2 protein-coding genes are annotated in these 1,004 nt (G+C 69.2%); both read right to left on the minus strand.

Annotation, left to right across the window (positions count from 1 at the left end):
* Nucleotides 1–298 (minus strand): thioredoxin domain-containing protein (locus U4E84_RS18900; protein ID WP_322533579.1); only part of this gene is annotated, 298 nt, incomplete at its 3' end.
* Nucleotides 295–1,004: SCO family protein (locus tag U4E84_RS18905; RefSeq protein WP_322533580.1), on the minus strand; the 710-nt coding region annotated here is incomplete at its 5' end. The genes U4E84_RS18905 and U4E84_RS18900, both read right to left, overlap by 4 nt.

Below are 1,004 nucleotides of genomic sequence, written 5' to 3' on the forward strand. Positions count from 1 at the left end.
CGGAGACGAACAGCACCTCGTCGCCGATCCGATCGTAGGCATCCGCGAGGGCTGGCATCTGCTCTTTACAGGGCGGACACCACGTTCCGAAGAAGTCGACGAACGTCGGTCGGTCGGTGGCCGGGAGCGTCACCTCGCCGTCGCGGCTGCCCGGCGCGTCGACGGTGTCGGGCGTCATTGGTTCGATCACCTCGCCCCCGCTGCCGAGCGCGTCGGGGACCCCGCCGGTGGCGACGGCGCCCGCGGCACCGAGCACGCCGACGCTCGCGAGTCCGGCCAGCAGATGTCGGCGCCTCACGCCGTGACCACCCGTTGAACGTCGTCGACGAGCCGTTCGATGTCGGTATCCGGTCCCTTCGGATACGCTCGCTCGACGATTCCCCGCTTGTTCGCGAGGATGATGAGTCCGTAGTGCGGGAACGTGTACTCGAGGTTCTCGTTCTCGTCGGCCGATTCCTTCTCGATCTTGAGGCCGAAGTGTTCGTCGTGGACTTCCTGTGCACGCTCGTAGCTCTCCGGTCGAAGGAAGTGCCAGTTGCCCGCGTCGAGGTCGACGCTCTGCTGGGCGGCGTACTCGCGGAGGGCGTCCTCGGTGTCGCGCTCCGGGTCGAACGTGGTCGGGAGGAACGCGATCTCGTCGCCGTACGCCTCCGGTCCGACGATCTCGCGGACCTGCGGCGGGACGATCGGGTACTGCGGATTCGTCTCGGTCGGATCGGCGGCGACCTCCTGCGCGCGCCGCAGCCGGAGGATGAGCGCCGGACAGACGCCGTCGGGGCAGTTCGTGTAGAAGGTAGTCCACAGCACGGCGCGCTCGCCCTCGAACTGCGCCGTCGATATCTCCTCGCCAGAGATGGGGTCGGGCACGGTGAACTCGGGCATCTCGTCGCCGTGGATCGGGTGGGTCGGATCGCCGCGGCTCTGTGCCGGCGGGCCGAGGACCGTTCCGTCGGCGCCGGAGCCGCCGATGACGCCGGCACAGCCGGCGGTGGCAGTCGCGCCGG

It is taken from the genome of Halorubrum sp. AD140 (assembly GCF_034497445.1).
GTDB lineage: Archaea > Halobacteriota > Halobacteria > Halobacteriales > Haloferacaceae > Halorubrum.